Below are 19,089 nucleotides of genomic sequence, written 5' to 3'. Positions count from 1 at the left end.
CCCGGCCCATGCGGCCAGGTGCCTTCAGTTATTAGCCCTGAGTGACCAGGGCGTCGACAGGTTCAATAGTATCGTTACGGACCACCGCACCGAACTGCTGCATCATTTGCTGGATGAACGGATCACCGTGGATCGATTCCTCCGCCTCGCGCTGACGGTTGGCGCGGCGGCGCGAAGCCGCTTGTGCCGGGGTTTCCTGCTCGGGCTTGATCAGCTCGATGCTCAGGGTCAGCGTGCGCTGGTGATACTGGTTCAGCGCATCGTTGAGGCGACGCTGTTGAGTGGCGTTGAACAAGGCACTGTGGGCCGGGTCCAGGTGCATCAGCCAATTGTCGCCATCGACCGCGATCAGCGTGCAGTTGGCGGCGATACTGCCGGTCATGCCGGAGATCGGCAATTTCGGGAACAGCTCCAGCCATTGCAGGGCCAGACCGGTGGCCGGCATCGCCGCGGGTTCAGGCTCGGGCTCCGGAGCCGGGTCGGCGGCATGCTCGCTGGCCAGCTCGTCAAGGTAACTGTAGGCCGAATCCATGTCCGGCTCGATGTAATCCTCGTCCAGCGGCGGCTCGTCATCCAGGTCCATGCCCGGCGTCGCGGCATCGACGTCGGCCACCGAAGGTTCCGGGATCGGCGCGGCGGCCCACTCCGGGGCGTCCGGCACCACGCTGTCCGGCGTCGGCAACGGCATTGGCGGTAATTCGGGTTGTTCGCTGGCGGTTTCCAGCACCGGCTCTGCCGCCGGTTGCTGGACGGGCGCTGGCTCGACCGGGTCATTCCACGGCAGGTCGACAACCTCTTCGACCACGACCGCTTCAACCACAGGCACAGGCGCAGGTTCTGGCACAACGACCGGCGCAACCGGTTCCGGTGCAGGCGCTGGAGCTGGAGCTGCCACTGGCGCAGCCGCTATCGGTGCAACGGCCGCAGCGACTACCGGCGCAACAACCGGCGCGGCAGCCACTGAGTTTGCGGAATCAACTGTGGCCTGGCTGATCCCCACTGGCTTTAGCGGTTGCCTCGGGGCATCCGCGGTGTCTGCGGGCCGGAACGCCAGCATCCGCAGCAACACCATTTCAAAACCGCCCCGGGGATCCGGCGCCAGCGGCAGGTCGCGGCGCCCGATCAGGCCCATCTGGTAGTAGAACTGCACGTCTTCGGCCGGCAACGCCTGGGCCAGTGCCAGCACGCGATCGCGGTCGCCGTGACCGTTATCGACACCTTCCGGCAAGGCCTGGGCGATGGCAACGCGGTGCAGCACATTGAGAATTTCCGAAAGCACGCCGTTCCAGTCCGGGCCTTGTTCGGCCAGATGGCGGACGGCTTCGAGCAACGCCTTGGCATCGCCTTCGATCAGGGCATGCAGGACGTCGTAGACCTGCCCGTGATCGAGGGTCCCGAGCATCGCCCGCACGTCGGCGGCCATGACCTTGCCTTCACCGAAGGCAATCGCCTGGTCGGTCAGGCTCATGGCATCACGCATCGACCCGTCGGCGGCACGGCCCAGCAGCCACAGCGCATCGTCTTCGAACGGCACATTCTCGACACCCAGTACGTGGGTCAGGTGCTCGACAACGCGTTCCGGCGTCATGTTCTTCAGGGAGAACTGCAGGCACCGCGACAGAATCGTTGCAGGAAGTTTCTGCGGGTCAGTGGTCGCCAGGATGAACTTGACGTAGGGTGGCGGCTCTTCAAGGGTTTTGAGCAGTGCGTTGAAGGAATGGCTGGAGAGCATGTGCACTTCGTCGATCAGGTAGACCTTGAAGCGCCCGCGGCTCGGGGCGTACTGCACGTTGTCGAGCAATTCGCGGGTATCTTCGACCTTGGTGCGGCTCGCGGCGTCGATCTCGATCAGGTCGACAAAGCGGCCTTCGTCGATTTCGCGACACACCGAACATTCGCCACAGGGGGTCGAAGTGATACCTGTCTCGCAGTTAAGGCATTTGGCAATGATCCGCGCGATGGTGGTCTTGCCGACCCCACGGGTACCGGTAAAGAGATAGGCGTGGTGCAGCCGCTGGCTGTCCAAGGCATTGATCAGAGCCTTGAGCACATGGGTCTGGCCGACCATTTCGCGGAACGAGCGCGGACGCCATTTACGTGCAAGAACCTGATAACTCATCGAAAACCGTCGCAGCGAAGGAAGCAGAAGCGGCTAATGCTAGCGGAGCAAGGGACAAATTGCATCCGGTGCGCTCGTGTATTGTGGCTAAGCTGCACATCGGGGGCTTTTAACGGAGTGTTTATGCGGCTGGCCTTGGGGGCATTGCTGTTGATCAGCCTGGACGGCGTGGCTGCGCAAGCACCGCTGCGCTTCGTGATATCCGACAGCTGGACCATGCCCATGGTGCAGCTTGAACGGGGCAAGCCGACCCAGGGCATCCTGTATGACGTGATGCTCAGCCTCGCGACCCAGGTCGGCGTGCCGGCCGAATTCCATGTATTGCCTCGCGGGCGGGTGGAAAACGCCATGGCGCAAGGCGAGGTCGATGTCCGCTGTTATGCCGCGCAATCGTGGCTGCCCGATCAGCCTGACGATTATCTCTGGAGCATCCCGCTCTTCATTCAACCTGACGTGTTGATCACCCGGCATGCGCCACCCGGCGCAGTCAACCCCGCCGACTTGCCGCAACAGCCCATTGGCACCGTGCTCGGTTACAGCTACCCGACCCTGCAGCCGCTGTTCGACACCGGCCAACTGCAGCGCGACGACGCACGCAATCAGGAACAAGTGCTGGAAAAGCTCCTGGCCGGCCGCAATCGCTATGCCGTCAGCAATCAATGGAGCCTGGACTGGTTCAATCACCGCCTGCTGCCGGAGCAGCAACTGCAAGGCGTGGCAGTGCTGCAGGAAAACCAAATCGGTTGCTACGTCCGCAACGACCCGAAGATCCCGGTGCAGAGCATCCTGCGCACCCTGGCGCGGATGAAGATGTCCGGGGAGATCGATGAGGTTGTTCGGCTGTATATCGGTGGCGAGCCTGCGGCTGTGGATAAACCGCAAACGGAAAAAAACCGCCCCGGACAAGATCCTGGCAGCTAGCGAAAGCCTTAATTCAGAAAGATAACGCGAGAGAACACTCGCGTGGCGTTAAGGTGGTAACCCTACCAGCCACACCCCGGCACACAATGTCACCGCTGCGGCTGCTCCCTTCCAGGCCTGACCGGGTTCACGGTTGATCGTTGCGGGGGGACCGATAGGGTCACCATAACGACGCTCACCTGTCGGCGAGCCGCGCCATTGTACCTATCTGAGGCGAAGTTACAACCGTTGGTTTCGGATTAAAAACATGAGGGGCTTCAAGCACTTGCTATTGCGCCTCAAGCACCTCGTCCGCCCTGCCGCCCTCCTGCTGAATCACCAGGTGAATAAAGTGCAGCTTGGCAATGACCGCTGGCGGCAGGACGAACGGATAGAAATCCGGCTGCCCCATGCTGCGTGACAATTCGTTGAGCATGCCCGCCAGTTCGATCCAGGCATTGACGAACGACAGGAACGCCGCGCCGCCGGGATGCTGCGGATCGTAAAGGGTTTGAGGTGGAAACGGCTGATAGTCGAAGTCCATTTCCCGGGCACTCATGCCAAACCCCAGCGCGGTGTCCACCGCATCCATCATGTGCTGGTAATGCGCCCAGGTTTCCGCCCAGTCTTCCCACGGATGCATGGTGGCGTAGGCGCTGACGTAGTGCTGCTGCCAGTCGAGCGGTGCGCCCTGCTGATAATGCCGCTCGAGGGCTTCGGCATAGCTGGCGCGCTCATCGCCGAACAATCCGCGAAAAGGCTCAAGCCACTGGCCATGGGCGATCAATCGATCCCAGTAGTAGTGCCCGACTTCGTGACGAAAATGCCCGAGCAGCGTGCGATAGGGTTCGTGCATTTGCACTCGCACCTGCTCGCGGTGCGCATCGTCGGCCTCCTTGATATCGAGGGTGACCAGGCCATTGGCGTGCCCGGTCGTGGGCGGTTTGCCTTCGAGATCCACGCCGATGAAATCGAAGGCAAGGCCCGTGTCTTCATCGACGGCTTTGGGAATCACCTGTAACCCCAGGCTGAGCAGTTGCGCCACCAGACGCCGCTTGGCGGTTTCCACCTTGCGCCAGCGCTCGTGGTTGTCGGCTATCGATAGGTCAGGAATGGTGCGATTGAGGCTGCAGGCAATGCACAAGACGTCACGGTCATTGGCTGGCAGCAACCAATTACAGGCCGCCGGGGAGTCGAGATTGGCGCAGCGTCGAAACAGGCCCGCCCCGGGATCGGCATCCAGCCACCAGATGCCTGCCTGCACACCCGGTTGCAGCGCAGACAAGCGACTCCGCTCCGGCTGATAACCCAACGCCGCCGAACAGGCCAGGCACTGGCTGTTGCGAAAGAACAGCGACTGCCCGCAACGACAGGACCAGACCTTGCTGTTGCGCGAGCTTTCGCCCATGAACGGCGCGGCGATGCGCGAGCTGAGTTGCTCGAAGAAAGGGTACATGGCGATCTCTCCCTGGGGCTTGCCAAGACTAGATCATTTCCAAGAAATGATTGCTCCCATGGTGCGAATGGAATGCTTGCACCTGATAGCAAGTCGAGCGCAACACCTGTGGGAGCGAGCTTGCTCGCGATGGCGGCAGATCAGCCAATATTAATGTCGGCAGTAACGCCCTCATCGCGAGCAAGCTCGCTCCCACATTTAAATCGCGCCTTTAATCGGTCTTGCCATACTCGCGCAACGTTTTGATAAGTGCCTCTTCATCCAGCACCTTCAGCCCCAGCTCATTGGCCTTGGTCAACTTCGAACCGGCACCCGGCCCAGCCACCACGCAATGGGTCTTGGCCGACACCGAGCCGGCGACCTTGGCGCCGAGGCTTTCGAGCTTGTCCTTGGCCACATCGCGGCTCATCAGTTCCAGGGAGCCGGTCAGCACCCAGGTCTGCCCGGCCAGTGGCAAGCCTTCGACGACCTTCTTTTCGCTCTGCCAGTGCATGCCGAAATCGGCCAGTTGCTTCTCCGCCGCTTCGGCCAATTGGCGATTGGCCTCAACCGCAAAGAACTCGCGCACCGAATTGGCCTGTTTCTCCGGCAGCGCCTGGCGCATATCGAGCCAATCCGCGCCGATCACCGCCTGCAGCGAACCGAACTTGTCCGCCAGTTTCTGCGCCCCACCCGGCCCCACCGAAGGGATGTGCAATTTGTCGAGGAAACCGCCCAAGGTAGTACTGGCCGCAAACTCGGCGCCAAGCTCGCCCTGGTCCTGAATCTGCATGCCATGCCTCAGCAAATCGGTGATCACCTGCTGGTTGTGCGCGTCCTCGAAGAAGCTGTGGATCTCGTACGCGACTTCCAGCCCGACGTCCGGCAAGTACGTCAGCACCTGCGGCAAGGCCTGCTGTACCCGTTCCAGCGAACCCAGGGAGCGGGCCAGAACCTTGGCCGTCTCCTCGCCGACATCGGGAATGCCGAGGGCGTAGATGAACCGTGCCAGGCCCGGCTTCTTGCTGTCTTCGATGGCGCCGAGCAGGTTCTTGCTCGACAGCTCGGCAAAGCCTTCCAGATCGACGATCTGCTCGAACGTCAGGGCGTACAGATCGGCCGGCGATCTCACCAGGCCTTCGTCCACCAACTGCTCGACGCTCTTCTCGCCCAGACCCTCGATGTCCATGGCGCGCCGGGAAACGAAGTGAATGATGGCCTGTTTGAGCTGCGCGCCACAGGCCAGCCGGCCGACGCAGCGATACACCGCGCCTTCACTGACCGTCTCGCGACCCTTGCTGCGCTTGATCAGTTGCGTGCGCTCGACATGGGAACCGCACACCGGACATTGCTCGGGAATCTGTACTGGCCGGGCGTTTTCCGGACGACGCTCCATGACCACTTGCACCACTTGCGGAATCACGTCACCGGCACGGCGGATGATCACCGTGTCGCCGATCATCAGGCCCAGGCGCGCGACTTCGTCCATGTTGTGCAACGTGGCGTTGGCCACCGTGACGCCCGCGACCTTGACCGGTTTCAGACGCGCCACCGGCGTCACCGCCCCGGTGCGGCCGACCTGGAACTCCACATCGAGCAGCTCGGTGAGCTCCTCCATCGCCGGGAATTTATGGGCGATGGCCCAACGTGGCTCACGGGCGCGGAAACCCAGTTCGCGCTGGGAGGCAATGCTGTTGACCTTGAACACCACGCCGTCGATTTCATACGGCAGCGCGCTGCGACGCTCACCGATGTCACGGTAGTAATCCAGGCACTCGGCGATGCCGTGCGCCAGTTTCAACTCATGACTGATCGGCATGCCCCAGGCCTGGAGTTGCTGCAAATTGCCGATGTGCGTATCGGCGATGTCCGCCGACACCTGGCCGATGCCGTAGCAGCAGAACTCCAGCGGGCGATTGGCGGTGATCTTCGAGTCCAGCTGGCGCAAACTGCCCGCCGCCGCGTTGCGCGGGTTGGCGAAGGTCTTGCCGCCGACTTCCAGTTGCGTGGCGTTGAGCCGCTCGAAACCGGCCTTGGACATGAACACTTCGCCGCGCACCTCCAAGGTCGCCGGCCAGCCGGTGCCGTGCAGCTTGAGCGGAATGTTGCGTACGGTGCGCACGTTGACGCTGATGTCTTCGCCGGTGGTGCCATCGCCGCGGGTCGCGCCGCGCACCAGCACGCCATCCTGATACAGCAGGCTGACGGCCAGGCCATCGAGCTTGGGCTCACAGCTATATTCAACGGTTGCGCCGCCACCGAACAGGTCGCCCGCAGGCAGGTCCAGGCCTTCGGTCACCCGGCGGTCGAACTCACGCATGTCGGTTTCTTCGAAGGCGTTACCGAGACTGAGCATCGGCACTTCGTGACGCACCTGGGTAAACGCCGACAGCGCCGCGCTGCCCACTCGCTGGGTTGGCGAGTCGCTGGTGATCAGTTCGGGATTGGCCGCTTCCAGAGCCTTGAGCTCGCTGAACAAGCGGTCGTATTCGGCGTCCGGAATGCTCGGTTCGTCGAGCACGTGGTAACGATAGTTGTGCTGATCCAGCTCAGCGCGCAGCTCTAAAATACGGTTCTTGGCGGCGGTCATGGGTGTTCTCTCATAAAGCAAAAGAGCAGCCGAGGCTGCTCAATTTTCATATTTCGGCCCGGCAAGGGGCTGCATTTGTGGCGAGGGGGCTTGCCCCCGTTGGGCTGCGAAGCAGCCCCATCCGCGACACCGAATTCTCCGGCATTGCGACGGCTTCGCCGCCGAACGGGGTGGTGCGGCATTCCGACAAGCCCCCTCGCCACAAGAGCCCGCTCCAACCATTTCAATCAACGTTTCTGGGTCAGGGCGCGGCGTTCGAACTCGACAATGCGCTGACGGTAGTGCTCGATCGTCTGGGCGGTCAGCACGCTGCGCTGGTCGTCCTTGAGCTCACCGTTGAGCTCCTGGGACAGTTTACGCGCCGCTGCCACCATCACGTCGAAGGCTTGCTTCGGATGGCGAGGACCTGGCAGACCCAGGAAGAAACTCACCGCCGGGGTGCTGAAGTGGTCGATGTCGTCCAGGTCGAATACGCCAGGCTTGACGGCGTTGGCCATGGAGAACAGCACTTCACCGTTGCCGGCCATGCTTTCGTGGCGATGGAAAATATCCATCTCGCCGAAACGCAAACCGCTCTCCAGAATGTTCTGCAACAGCGCCGGGCCCTTGAAGCCGGCAGCGTCGCGGCAGATCACGCTGATCACCAGCACTTCTTCAGCTTGCGGCTGATCCTTGTCGTTGACCGCTGGCGCGGACTTGGTGTCGTCCGGGAAATCGTCGTCGCGGCTGCTGAAGCTCGGGCCGCCGTCCAGATCCAGGCTGAGGTTCATGTCGCCCTGGGAAGGCTCGCTGTGGCCACGCTTGCCGCGTTTGGAGCCCGACTCGCGAGGCTCCCGGGCCGGCATGCTCACCGACGGCAGATCCTGCTCGTCCAGTTGCGGCTCTTTATGTGCGTCCAGCACGCGCGGCGGGCCCAGCAGCTCGGCGCTGCTGTCCTCGTCCGGCAGGTTGGACAGACTTCGATCAAGACGGAACTTCAGTTTTCCCTTGCCGCCGCGCATACGGCGCCAGCCATCGAAAAGAATACCGGCAATGACAATAATGCCGATGACGATCAGCCACTCGCGCAGACCGATTTCCATGTAATCCCGTGCCTCTATAAAAAATGCTGAAAAATAAGGGGTTTACAACCTGCAAACCGCTTTAAAACGTGGCGCCAACTCTATGTTCTGACAGGCGTTTTGCCCACGTATACGAAAAATTGACATTAAACTAGCACGACCAAAGGCAACTTTACACCGTCTACCACGTTGGCTAGCGCGAATATGTCGATTGGCCAGCAAGTCGAAGCCAGGAAAAGAGTCCTACAAGCCGCAAACACTCTTCCTACAACCCCGACTCAGGCATCCACCATCGCCATCGCCTCCTCGACATCCACCGCCACCAGACGTGAACAACCGGGTTCGTGCATCGTCACACCCATCAGTTGTTCGGCCATTTCCATGGCGATCTTGTTGTGGGTGATATAGATGAACTGCACTGTCTGTGACATCTCTTTTACCAATCGCGCGTAGCGTCCAACGTTAGCGTCATCCAGTGGCGCGTCAACCTCATCGAGCATGCAGAACGGCGCCGGGTTCAACTTGAAGATCGCAAAAACCAGGGCCAATGCGGTCAGGGCCTTTTCGCCGCCGGAGAGCAAATGGATGGTGCTGTTCTTCTTTCCTGGCGGCTGCGCCATGATTGTTACCCCTGTATCGAGTAGATCTTCGCCCGTCAGTTCCAAATACGCGCGGCCTCCACCGAAAACTTTTGGGAAAAGTGCCTGTAAACCGCCATTGATCTGATCAAAGGTATCCTTGAAACGGTTGCGGGTTTCCTTGTCGATCTTGCGAATTACGTTCTCAAGGGTTTCAAGGGCTTCCACCAGATCGTCGTTCTGCGCATCCAGATAACGCTTACGCTCCGATTGTTGCTGGTACTCATCGATGGCCGCCAGGTTGATCGCGCCCAGACGCTGGATCCTGGCGGCGATGCGCTCGAGTTCTTCCTCAGCTTCCTTCTCGCTGGCCTCGGCAGTCAGCGTCGCGAGTACGCCGTGGAGATCGTAGCCGTCTTCCAGCAATTGGTCCTGCAAAGTCTTGCGGCGTACGGTCAGGGCTTGCCATTCCATGCGCTGGGTTTCGAGCTGGCTGCGAATCAACTGGGATTGCTGTTCGGCCTGGCTGCGGCGCTTCTCGGCGTCGCGCAGTTCGCGGTCGGCATCTTCGAGGGCGATCTGCGCGGTCTTGAGCTCTTCGTCGACGCTCATGCGCTTGTCGAGCAACTCCTCGAGCTTCAAACGCAGCTCTTCCAGTGGCGCTTCGCCCTCCTCCAGATTGAGGCTCAGTTGCTCGCGTTTTTCGGTCAGCCGCTCGGACTGCATCTCCAGACGCTCCAGCGCCTGGCGCGTCGAATCATGCTGCGCCTTGAGCGAGCCCAGACGCACCGCCAGCTGATGGGCGTGATCCTTGTGCTGCCGCGCTTCCTGACGCACCCGGTCCAGACGCTCACGCAGGCTGTCGCGCTGGGCCAGCAGCAACTCACGCTGCTCGGTGTCCTGCGCCATGCTGTCGAGGGCTTCCTGCAATTGCAGGCGCGCTTCGCCGATGTTTTCGTGTTCCAGCGCTCGCTGCTCATCGAGTTCGATGAGCTCTTCGTCGAGGCGGGTACGGCGCAGGGTCAATTGTTCGGCCTTGGCCTTACCGGCAGACAATTGAGCCTTCAATTCACCTTGCTGACGCGCTTCGTCCTGCAGCAAACGGCGCAGATGTTCGCGACCGTTCTCCTGCTGACGTTGCTGTGCCCTGAGATTTTGCAGTCGGGTTTCCAGGGTTTCGACAGCGGCTTCGCGCTCTTCGCGCTCCAGGCCCAGTTGCTGGATTTCCTGACCCCGGGCGAGCACGCCGCTTTCCGCTTCACTGGCCCGACGCACCCGCAGAAAATGCCGACCGACCCAGTAACCGTCGCGGCTGATCAGGCTCTGCCCGGCAGCCAATTGACTGCGCAAGGCCAAGGCCTGTTCGAGACTGTCCACCGGCTTGACCTGCCCCAGCCATGGCGACAGATCGAGCTGCGCCTCGACCTTGTCCAGCAGGCTGCCCGGCACCCGTACGCCATCGCTGGACGGGCTGAGCAAGCGCAAGTCGCCCTGGGCAAACCCGGACAGATCGAAATCGTTGAAGTCGTCCACCAGCACCGCTTGCAGGTCGGCGCCCAGCACGGTTTCCACCGCCAGTTCCCAACCGGCCTCAACCTTCAGGCCTTCTGCCAGGCGCGGGCGATTCGCAAGATTCTGTTCGCGCAGCCATTCGGCGGTACCGGTGCCCGGGTCGAGCGCGGCTTGCTGCAAAGCTTCGAGTGAAGCCAGTCGACCGTTGAGGCGCTGCAAATCGCCTTGCGCCTGCTGCTGCGCGGTCAGCGCTTGCTGCAGTTCCTGACGCAACTGCTCAAGCTTTTCGACCTGTGCTTCTTCGCTGGTCTGCAAATCCTCGAGCGTCGCTTCGGATTCGGCGAGCTGCTCGCTGAGCGCCATGATCGCCGCGTCTTCCGGGTCCGCCGAGAGCAAGGCGCGTTCTTCGCCAAGACGCTTCTGGCGATCGGCCAGGCGCTCCAGGCTGGTTTCCAGTTGCTGGATCCGCGATTGCTGCACTTCGGCCTGACGGCGCGGCTCGGCGGCGGTGAGGTTGAACGTATCCCACTGCTCTTGCCAGCCGTGCATGGTGGTTTCGGATTCTTCCAGCGCGGCAGCGGCCTCTTCGGCGGCGGCGCTGGTGACTTCCTGCTCCGGGGTGAGCATGTCCAGCTCTTCGCCGAGGGTCAGCAGCAGCGTGCGGTCGTGGCCCAGGTGCGATTCGGTTTCCAGGCGCGCGCGCTCGGCCTCTTTCAGGTCATCCTGCAACTGGCGCAAACGCTGCTGACCGTGCTGGATGCTCTGCTCGACCCGGGCAATGTCGCCGCCGACCGAGTAGAAGCGCCCCTGCACCAGGTTGAAGCGTTCCGACAGGTCGTGGTGCCCGTCACGCAGGCGCTCGATGCTTGCGTCGGCATTGCGCTGTTCGGCCACCAAGGCTTCGAAAGAAACTTCCTGGTTGCCGATGATCGCTTCACGCTGGCCGACCTGATCGTTCAGCGCCTGCCAGCGCAGGGCCGACAGCTGGGCCTTGAGCTGACGCTCCTCGCCCTTGAATTCCTGATACTTCTTGGCGGCCTCGGCCTGGCGGTGCAAGCGCTCGAGCTGACGCTCAAGCTCTTCGCGCAGGTCGGTCAGGCGCTCAAGGTTTTCGTGGGTGCGGCGGATGCGGTTTTCCGTCTCGCGCCGGCGCTCCTTGTACTTGGAAATACCCGCGGCTTCTTCGATGAAGTTGCGCAGGTCTTCGGGCTTGGACTCGATCAGCTTGGAGATCATCCCCTGCTCGATGATCGAATAGCTGCGCGGGCCAAGGCCGGTGCCGAGGAAGATGTCGGTGATGTCGCGGCGCCGGCATTTGGTGCCGTTGAGGTAATAGGTAGTCTGGCTGTCGCGGGTCACTTTGCGGCGAATGGAGATTTCCGCATAAGCGGCGTACTCCCCGAGCAAGGTGCCGTCGGAGTTGTCGAACACCAGTTCGATGCTCGCCTGGCTCACCGGCTTGCGGCTGGTGGAGCCGTTGAAGATGACGTCGGTCATCGATTCGCCGCGCAGGTTCTTCGCCGAACTCTCGCCCATCACCCAGCGCACGGCGTCGATGATGTTCGATTTGCCGCAGCCATTGGGCCCGACCACCGCCGCCATGTTACTGGGGAAGTTCACCGTGGTCGGGTCGACGAAGGATTTGAACCCCGCCAGCTTGATGCACTTGAGCCGCACCCTCAGGCGTCCGTCAGGGCAGAGATCACCAGATCGCAACTGCGCTGGGCGTAAGCCGTCAGCACTTCGCGAATCTGCACAAAGTCACGGGCCAGCACGGCAGCGAGCAAGCGTTCGAACAGCTCGAGGAATTCGCTCATCGACGCTTTGCGCTGCTCCAGCGCGAGAAAATACGCACGGCTCATGGCCGGCTGCAGATTCTCGACTGTCTCCTGCAAGTACGGGTTGTTGGCGAACGGGTACGCGGCGCGCATCACATTGAAGCTGTCGTCGACGAAAGTGCGGATGTCCTGACGCTCGTAGCTGGCAGTCAGGCGTTGCTGGATCTGCACGAACGGCGCCATGTCGGCCTGGGTTTTCCAGCCGCTGGCCACGGAGTTACCGAGCAGGATATAGAGTTCGCTCATCAGCGTGCACAGGCTCTGCACCTTGTGCGGCGTGAGCTCGGTGACGTGGGCGCCACGTCGCGGCAGGATCGCGATCAGGTGCCGACGCTCGAGGATCAGCAAGGCCTCGCGGACCGAACCGCGGCTGACGTTGAGGGCCAGCGTGACCTTCTGTTCCTGGATGCGCTCTCCGGGCTTCATTTCGCCGCGAATGATGCGTTCGGCGAGGTGGTGAGCGATTTGCTCGGCGAGGCTGTCCGGCGCCTTGAACGTCATGGTTGTCCTTCAAACTCTTTGATCTGTACAAGCGGCGCAGTGTAGCGCAATTGCTGCGTCAGGGCGGAGTGCCCGCCCGGAGGTTTTTGGCACGATTCAAGCAAATTCAAGCAAAAAAGCAGGCTATCGAACCAGCGACAATAATTAAGGAACAGGTGGTTAATCGACAAATTGCAATTTCCTGACCTTTAAGTCAGAAAATCATTGACCGAAAAGTCAGACCTGCTAAATTCAGTTCCTATCGGTTAACAACAATAATGAGTCTGCGAGGCCTTCCGTGATCCAGTTTTTACTAAACCAGGAACTCCGTAGCGAGCACGCCCTGGACCCGAACCTGACCGTGCTCAATTATCTGCGCGACCATGTGGGCAAACCCGGCACCAAAGAAGGCTGCGCCAGCGGTGACTGCGGCGCCTGCACCGTGGTGGTCGGCGAATTGCAGACCGATGACGACGGCCGCGAACACATTCGCTATCGCAGCCTCAACTCGTGCCTGACCTTCGTGTCGTCCCTGCACGGCAAGCAACTGATCAGCGTCGAAGACCTCAAGCACAAAGGTGAACTGCACAGCGTGCAGAAAGCCATGGTCGAGTGCCACGGCTCGCAATGCGGCTTCTGCACCCCCGGTTTCGTGATGTCGCTGTTTGCCCTGCAAAAGAACAGCGATGCACCGGATCATGCCAAGGCCCACGAAGCACTGGCCGGCAACCTCTGCCGTTGCACCGGCTACCGGCCGATCCTGGAAGCCGCCGAACAGTCCTGCTGCGCCAAGCAACCGGACCAGTTCGACGCCCGCGAGGCCGACACCATCGCCCGCCTGAAAGCCATTGCCCCGACCGATATCGGCGAACTCAACAGCGGCGACAAGCGCTGCCTGGTGCCGCTGACCGTGGCCGACCTGGCCGACCTCTACGACGCTTATCCACAGGCCCGCCTGCTGGCCGGCGGTACTGACCTGGCGCTGGAAGTCACGCAGTTCCACCGCACCCTGCCGGTGATGATCTACGTCGGCAACGTCGCCGAGATGAAGCGCATCGACCGCTTTGACGATCGCCTGGAAATCGGCGCCGCCACGTCCCTGTCCGATTGCTACGAGGCCTTGAACGCCGAGTACCCGGACTTCGGTGAATTGCTGCACCGCTTCGCGTCCTTGCAGATCCGCAACCAAGGCACCCTGGGCGGCAACATCGGCAACGCCTCGCCGATTGGTGACTCGCCGCCCCTGCTGATCGCCCTCGGTGCGCAAATCGTGCTGTGCAAAGGCGAAACCCGCCGTACCCTGGCGCTGGAAGATTACTTCATCGATTACCGCGTCACGGCACGCCAGGAAAGCGAGTTCATCGAGAAGATCATCGTGCCCCGCGCCAGCGTCGAAAAACTGTTCCGTGCCTACAAGGTTTCCAAGCGCCTGGACGATGACATCTCGGCAGTCTGCGCCGCCTTCAACATTCGCCTGGAAAACGGCGTCGTCGCTGAAGCCCGCGTCGCCTTCGGCGGCATGGCCGCCATCCCGAAACGCGCCGCAGCCTGCGAAGCCGCGTTGCTCGGTTCGCCATTCAACAACGCCACTGTCGAACGCGCCTGCGCTGCCCTGGGCGAAGACTTCACGCCGCTCTCGGACTTCCGCGCCAGCAAGGAATATCGCCTGCTCAGCGCACAGAACCTGCTGCGCAAATACTTCATCGAACTGCAAACACCGCACATCGAGACTCGGGTGACCGCTTATGTCTAATCATCACGCCGTAGAGAAGACCCAAGCCGAATTGGCTGAACTGTTCGCCAAGGACCTGACCACCGGTGTCGGCCGCAGCGTCAAGCACGACAGCGCCGCCAAGCATGTGGCCGGTGAAGCGCAGTATATCGACGACCGCCTGGAGTTTCCGAACCAGTTGCACGTTTATGCGCGCATGTCGGACCGTGCCCACGCCCGGATCATCAGCATCGACACTTCGCCCTGCTACGCCTTTGAAGGCGTGCGCATCGCCATCACCCACGAAGACGTGCCGGGCCTGAAGGACATCGGTCCGTTGCTGCCGGGCGATCCGCTGCTGGCGATCGATACCGTGCAATTCGTCGGTCAACCGGTGATCGCCGTGGCGGCGAAAGACCTGGAAACCGCGCGCAAGGCGGCGATGGCCGCAATCATCGAATACGAAGACCTGGAGCCTGTGCTGGACGTGGTCGAAGCCCTGCGCAAACGCCACTTCGTACTCGACAGCCACACCCACAAACGCGGCGATTCGGCCACGGCGCTGGCCACTGCCGAACATCGCATCCAGGGCACGCTGCACATTGGTGGCCAGGAACACTTCTACCTGGAAACCCAGATCTCTTCGGTGATGCCGACCGAAGACGGCGGCATGATCGTCTACTGCTCCACGCAGAACCCCACCGAAGTGCAGAAGCTGGTGGCAGAAGTGCTGGACGTGTCGATGAACAAAATCGTTGTCGACATGCGCCGCATGGGCGGTGGTTTCGGCGGCAAGGAAACCCAGGCGGCCAGCCCGGCATGCCTGTGCGCGGTGATCGCGCACCTCACCGGCCAGCCGACCAAGATGCGTCTGCCACGGGTCGAAGACATGCTGATGACCGGCAAGCGTCACCCGTTCTATGTCGAGTACGACGTGGGCTTCGACAGCACCGGCCGCCTGCACGGCATCAACCTGGAACTGGCCGGCAACTGCGGTTGTTCCCCTGACCTGTCGGCGTCGATCGTCGACCGCGCGATGTTCCACTCGGACAACTCGTACTACCTGGGCGATGCGACCATCAACGGTCACCGCTGCAAGACCAACACCGCGTCGAACACCGCCTACCGTGGTTTCGGCGGCCCGCAAGGCATGGTCGCCATCGAAGAAGTGATGGATGCCATCGCCCGTCACTTGGCCCTTGATCCGTTGGCGGTGCGCAAGGCCAACTACTACGGCAAGACCGAGCGCAACGTCACCCACTACTACCAGACCGTCGAGCACAACATGCTCGAGGAAATGACCGCGGAACTGGAAGAAAGCAGCCAATACGCCGAGCGCCGCGAAGCGATCCGTCGCTACAACGCCAACAGCCCGATCCTGAAAAAGGGCCTGGCGCTGACCCCGGTGAAATTCGGTATTTCCTTCACCGCCAGCTTCCTCAACCAGGCCGGCGCCCTGGTGCACGTCTACACCGACGGCAGCATCCACCTGAACCACGGTGGCACCGAAATGGGCCAGGGCCTGAACACCAAGGTCGCGCAAGTCGTGGCCGAAGTGTTCCAGGTGGAAATGGACCGCGTGCAGATCACCGCGACCAACACCGACAAAGTACCGAACACCTCGCCGACCGCCGCTTCCAGCGGTGCCGACCTGAACGGCAAGGCCGCGCAGAACGCCGCCGAAACCATCAAGCAACGCCTGGTGGAATTCGCGGCTCGCCAGTACAAGGTCAGCGAAGAGGACGTGGAATTCCACAACGGCCACGTGCGGGTTCGCGATCACATCCTGACCTTCGAAGCCCTGATCCAACAGGCGTATTTCGCCCAGGTGTCGCTGTCGAGCACCGGCTTCTACAAGACCCCGAAAATCTACTACGACCGCAGCCAGGCTCGCGGCCGTCCGTTCTACTACTTCGCCTTTGGCGCGGCGTGCTGCGAAGTGCTGGTCGACACCCTGACCGGCGAATACAAGATGCTGCGCACCGACATCCTCCACGACGTCGGCGCCTCGCTGAACCCGGCCATCGACATCGGTCAGGTCGAGGGCGGTTTCATCCAGGGCATGGGCTGGCTGACCATGGAAGAGCTGGTGTGGAACAACAAGGGCAAGCTGATGACCAACGGCCCGGCCAGCTACAAGATCCCGGCCGTGGCGGACATGCCGCTGGACCTGCGGGTGAAGCTGGTGGAAAACCGCAAGAACCCCGAAGACACAGTGTTCCATTCCAAGGCTGTGGGCGAGCCGCCGTTCATGCTCGGCATCGCCTCGTGGTGTGCGATCAAGGACGCCGTGGCGAGCCTGGGCGATTACCGGCATCAACCGAAAATCGACGCCCCGGCGACGCCGGAGCGAGTGTTGTGGGGCTGTGAGCAGATGCGCCAGTTGAAGGCGGCGAAGGCTGTCGAGGCTGAGACCGAGTTGGCTTCGCTCTGAGACCGAGGTGCGGCCTTCGCGAGCAAGCCCGCTCCCACAATGGATCTCCAGTGGGCATAAATTTTGTGAATGACAGAGATCAAAATGTGGGAGCGGGCTTGCTCGCGAAGAGGCCGGTACAAACAACAGAGATGTTGAGGTGAAACATGTACAACTGGATCGACGCCCTCGCCGACCTGCAAAACCAGGGTGAGCCCTGCGTGCTGGTTACCATCATCGAAGAGCTCGGCTCGACGCCGCGCAACGCTGGCTCGAAGATGGTCATCAGCGCGAACCAGAGCTTCGACACCATCGGTGGCGGGCACCTGGAATACAAGGCCATGAAGATCGCTCGCGAGATGCTCGCCAGCGGCAAGCAGGACACCCATCTGGAGCGCTTCAGCCTAGGCGCCAGCCTCGGCCAGTGCTGCGGTGGCGCGACCGTTTTGCTGTTCGAACCGATGGGCCAGGTTCAAGCGCAGATTGCCGTGTTCGGTGCCGGCCACGTCGGCCGCGCCCTGGTGCCACTGCTGGCCAGCCTGCCTTGCCGGGTGCGCTGGATCGATTCGCGGGAAGATGAATTCCCCGAGCAGATCCCCCATGGCGTGCGCAAGATCGTCAGCGAAGAACCGGTGGATGAAATCGATGATCTGCCGGCCGGCAGCTACTACATCGTGATGACCCACAACCATCAACTCGACCTCGAACTGACCGCTGCGATCCTCAAGCGCAACGACTTCGCCTACTTCGGCCTGATCGGTTCGAAGACCAAACGGGTGAAGTTCGAACATCGCCTGCGCGACCGCGGTTTCGACAACAGCGTCGTGCAACGCATGCGCTGCCCGATGGGCATCGGCGAAGTCAAAGGCAAGCTGCCTGTGGAAATCGCCATCTCCATCGCCGGCGAAATCATCGCCACCTATAACGCGAACTTCGGCCAGCAAACCTCCAGCGCCGGATCGATTGCCAAACTGCTGCCTGCCTCACGCCGCAGCCAAGCCTCCAACTGAGAATTCTCATGCCTCTGACTCGCAAAGCCTACCGCGCCGCCATCCTGCACAGCATCGCCGACCCAGCCGTCGTCGGCATCGAAGCCTCCTACGAGTATTTCGAAGACGGCTTGCTGGTTGTGGATAACGGCCAGATCAGCGCCCTCGGTCACGCCAGCGAACTGCTGCCGACCCTGCCGGCGGACGTCGAAATCACCCACTACCAGGATGCACTGATCACCCCCGGCTTCATCGACACCCACATCCACCTGCCGCAAACCGGCATGGTCGGCGCCTATGGCGAGCAACTGCTGGACTGGCTCAACACCTACACCTTCCCGTGCGAAAGCCAGTTCGCCGACAAGGCCCACGCCGACCAGGTCGCGGACATTTTCATCAAGGAACTGCTGCGCAACGGCACCACCACTGCGCTGGTATTCGGCAGCGTGCACCCGCAATCGGTGAACTCGTTCTTCGAAGCGGCCGAGCAGCTCGACCTGCGGATGATCGCCGGCAAGGTGATGATGGACCGCAACGCCCCGGACTACCTGACCGACACCGCCGAATCCAGCTACGTCGAAAGCAAGGCGCTGATCGAGCGCTGGCACGGCAAGGGTCGCCTGCACTACGCGGTCACCCCACGCTTCGCACCGACCAGCACCCCGGAACAGCTCACCCTGGCCGGCCAGTTGCTGACTGAATACCCGGATCTGTACATGCAGACCCACATCAGCGAAAACCTCAAGGAAATCGAGTGGGTCAAGGCGCTTTTCCCGGAGCGCAAGGGTTACCTGGACGTCTACGATCACTACCAGTTGCTCGGCGAGCGCTCAGTGTTCGCCCACGGTGTGCACCTGTGCGATGACGAGTGCGCGCGACTGGCAGAAACAGGTTCGGCCATCTCGTTCTGCCCGACCTCGAACTTCTTCCTCGGCAGCGGCCTGTTCAACCTGCCGATGGCCGAGAAGCACAAGCTCAATGTCGGTATCGGCACCGATGTGGGTGGCGGCACCAGTTTCTCGCTGCTGCAGACCCTCAACGAAGCCTACAAGGTCATGCAACTGCAAGGTGCACGCCTGAGCCCGTTCAAGTCGCTGTACCTGGCCACCCTCGGCGGCGCCCGCGCATTGCGCCTGGAAGACAAGATCGGCAACCTGCAACCGGGCACCGACGCCGACTTCCTGGTGCTGGACTACAACGCCACGCCGCTGCTGAGCTATCGCCTGAAGCAGGCCAATAACATCGCCGAGACATTGTTTGTGTTGATGACCCTGGGGGATGACCGGACTGTGCAGCAGACCTATGCAGCGGGGAATCTGGTGCATCACCGGTAAATTTCTCCGGACATAAAAAATCCCCCGTGATCATCAGATTCCGGGGGGATTTTTTTGACCCTCTGTAGGAGCGAGCCTGCTCGCGATGGACTCAAGGGCGCCGCGGGTTTTCAGATGCCCCGCATAATC

At 61.6% G+C, this 19,089-nt stretch carries 11 protein-coding genes and 1 other RNA gene; 5 read left to right on the top strand and 7 right to left on the bottom strand.

What is annotated here, in order from left to right:
* Window positions 1–31: 31 nt before the first annotated feature.
* Window positions 32–2,119: a DNA polymerase III subunit gamma/tau gene (gene dnaX / locus KGB29_RS00555; protein ID WP_223616154.1), complete on the bottom strand. Its 2,088-nt coding sequence runs from the start codon at window positions 2,117–2,119 to the stop codon at window positions 32–34.
* Between the two features lie 123 nt (window positions 2,120–2,242).
* Between dnaX and KGB29_RS00550 the strand changes: the two genes are divergently transcribed.
* Window positions 2,243–3,040, top strand: a complete 798-nt coding sequence (locus KGB29_RS00550) for a substrate-binding periplasmic protein (RefSeq protein ID WP_223616153.1) — start codon at window positions 2,243–2,245, stop codon at window positions 3,038–3,040.
* A gap of 60 nt (window positions 3,041–3,100) precedes the next feature.
* Here the strand turns inward: KGB29_RS00550 and ffs are convergent.
* The 6 genes from ffs to KGB29_RS00520 all read right to left on the bottom strand — a co-directional run bounded on the left by ffs (window position 3,101) and on the right by KGB29_RS00520 (window position 12,534).
* Window positions 3,101–3,197: signal recognition particle sRNA small type (gene ffs, locus KGB29_RS00545), an RNA gene on the bottom strand.
* Between the two features lie 111 nt (window positions 3,198–3,308).
* Window positions 3,309–4,475 (bottom strand): putative zinc-binding metallopeptidase, encoded by a 1,167-nt coding sequence (locus tag KGB29_RS00540; protein ID WP_223616152.1) that lies wholly within the window; start codon window positions 4,473–4,475, stop codon window positions 3,309–3,311.
* Window positions 4,476–4,686: 211 nt separating this feature from the next.
* Complete coding sequence (gene ligA / locus KGB29_RS00535) at window positions 4,687–7,044, bottom strand: NAD-dependent DNA ligase LigA (protein WP_223616151.1); 2,358 nt, start codon at window positions 7,042–7,044, stop codon at window positions 4,687–4,689.
* Between the two features lie 227 nt (window positions 7,045–7,271).
* On the bottom strand, window positions 7,272–8,126 hold the full coding sequence (gene zipA / locus KGB29_RS00530; RefSeq protein WP_008050196.1) for a cell division protein ZipA: 855 nt from the start codon (window positions 8,124–8,126) through the stop codon (window positions 7,272–7,274).
* Between the two features lie 257 nt (window positions 8,127–8,383).
* Complete coding sequence (gene smc, locus KGB29_RS00525) at window positions 8,384–11,872, bottom strand: chromosome segregation protein SMC (RefSeq protein ID WP_223616150.1); 3,489 nt, start codon at window positions 11,870–11,872, stop codon at window positions 8,384–8,386.
* Window positions 11,873–11,874: 2 nt separating this feature from the next.
* Complete coding sequence (locus KGB29_RS00520) at window positions 11,875–12,534, bottom strand: GntR family transcriptional regulator (RefSeq protein ID WP_057715686.1); 660 nt, start codon at window positions 12,532–12,534, stop codon at window positions 11,875–11,877.
* 277 nt (window positions 12,535–12,811) lie between these two features.
* Here KGB29_RS00520 and xdhA point away from each other — a divergent pair, with 277 nt between their 5' ends.
* The 4 genes from xdhA to guaD all read left to right on the top strand — a co-directional run bounded on the left by xdhA (window position 12,812) and on the right by guaD (window position 18,960).
* Window positions 12,812–14,266: a xanthine dehydrogenase small subunit gene (xdhA, locus tag KGB29_RS00515; RefSeq protein WP_150812383.1), complete on the top strand. Its 1,455-nt coding sequence runs from the start codon at window positions 12,812–12,814 to the stop codon at window positions 14,264–14,266.
* Complete coding sequence (gene xdhB / locus KGB29_RS00510; RefSeq protein WP_150812382.1) at window positions 14,259–16,658, top strand: xanthine dehydrogenase molybdopterin binding subunit; 2,400 nt, start codon at window positions 14,259–14,261, stop codon at window positions 16,656–16,658. The genes xdhA and xdhB overlap by 8 nt, the downstream gene beginning before the upstream one ends.
* Before the next feature lie 146 nt (window positions 16,659–16,804).
* The gene (gene xdhC / locus KGB29_RS00505; RefSeq protein ID WP_057715689.1) at window positions 16,805–17,647 is read left to right on the top strand and encodes a xanthine dehydrogenase accessory protein XdhC; all 843 of its coding nucleotides are present in this window, start codon (window positions 16,805–16,807) and stop codon (window positions 17,645–17,647) included.
* Between the two features lie 8 nt (window positions 17,648–17,655).
* The gene (gene guaD / locus KGB29_RS00500) at window positions 17,656–18,960 is read left to right on the top strand and encodes a guanine deaminase (RefSeq protein WP_223616149.1); all 1,305 of its coding nucleotides are present in this window, start codon (window positions 17,656–17,658) and stop codon (window positions 18,958–18,960) included.
* Window positions 18,961–19,089 lie beyond the last annotated feature (129 nt).

The organism is Pseudomonas sp. BF-B-30 (assembly GCF_019956305.1).
Taxonomy (GTDB): Bacteria; Pseudomonadota; Gammaproteobacteria; order Pseudomonadales; family Pseudomonadaceae; genus Aquipseudomonas; species Aquipseudomonas jessenii.
The sequence above is the reverse complement of the archived record's forward strand: the minus strand, read 5'-3'. Positions and strand labels throughout refer to the sequence as shown.